We start from the raw sequence: 1323 nt of genomic DNA on the forward strand, positions 1-1323 counted from the left end.
AGGTTGAGTGTGTCGTAGCAATCCTTTCAAGACTGGCAGGGAAGCCATGAAGAAAGGGTGAGAAGCTGCAGAAGTGATGGAGGAATCGACCCTCCGGAGTCTGTCTACAGGGACCGGCTTCAAACCGCCCCGAGCGGCATTGGCTAAAGACCGTTGTCGTGAGCATCGGGGGAAAAGTCAGGCTGATCAGGTCTGGCAGGTATGAATCGAGAAGGCGAGCACAAGCGAATCATCATTAAAGTGTCGAGAATTGAACCCGACATCAAAACTGGGGGCTTCAACCTCTCCCAGGACGAGTCCATCGGTTACCTGTTTACTGGGTGGATGGTGTCCGGCATAGAGATGGCGCGAGCTCGATTCAGGCACGTCTGTGGAACTGCGAGAACCCGAGTCTGTGATGTAAAGGGAGAAGACCAAGTGAAGAAAAGCAAGGTCCAGAGTACCGAAGCACAGCTCGGGGGCGGACTGACTCGTAGTAGCGTTGAAGCATCTGTAATGGGTGCCGAGCCAAGGGGTCAGGTTGTTCCAGTTGCATTGTTTGCCAACTCCGTTTGGAGGATGAGCTCATGATCGCAACAAAGCCATTTGAAATTTCCAAAGCACTGGTATGGGAGGCATATCAGCGCGTCAAGTCCAACAAGGGAGCGGCAGGAATTGATGGTCAGACGATCGAGGCATTCGATCGTAACGTAAGCACAAACCTCTATCGGATTTGGAACAGGATGTCGTCGGGAAGCTATTTCCCCCCGCCGGTCAAGGCTGTGCCGATTCCAAAGAAATCAGGTGGAGAGCGAATATTGGGCATACCGACGGTCAGTGACAGGATTGCACAGACCGCCGTCACATTGGTGTTGGAACCGCTATTGGAGCCTGTGTTTCATGCAGATTCCTATGGGTACCGACGCGGACGATCAGCGCACGATGCGCTTGCAGTGACGCGAAAGCGTTGCTGGCAACGTGACTGGGTGCTTGAGTATGATATTCGTGGCTTATTTGACAATATTGATCATCGGTTGCTGACGAAAGCACTTCGCCATCATTGTGATGAACAATGGGTACTGCTTCTGGTCGAGCGTTGGCTGACAGCGCCGTTGCAAAGTGAAAATGGACTGGCAGTGTCGAGAACAGTCGGAACGCCACAAGGCGGCCCACTTTCTCCGATTCTTGCAAATCTGTTTCTTCACTACGCACTGGATCGCTGGCTGTCTACGCATCATCAGTCAGTGCCCTTTTGTCGTTACGCCGATGACGGGATCCTACACTGCAGAACGAAAGCTGAAGCAGATAGAATGCGTGAGCATTTAGCCGCCAGGCTTGCCGACT

At 52.8% G+C, this 1323-nt stretch carries 1 protein-coding gene; it reads left to right on the forward strand.

Annotated elements, in window-relative coordinates; translation table 11 throughout:
- Positions 1–566: 566 nt before the first annotated feature.
- A partial coding sequence (gene ltrA, locus ACESMD_RS00510; protein WP_372609343.1) for a group II intron reverse transcriptase/maturase occupies positions 567–1323 on the forward strand: 757 nt, incomplete at its 3' end.

Origin of the sequence: Halomonas sp., assembly GCF_041689495.1 — a bacterium.
Taxonomy (GTDB): domain Bacteria; phylum Pseudomonadota; class Gammaproteobacteria; order Pseudomonadales; family Halomonadaceae; genus Halomonas.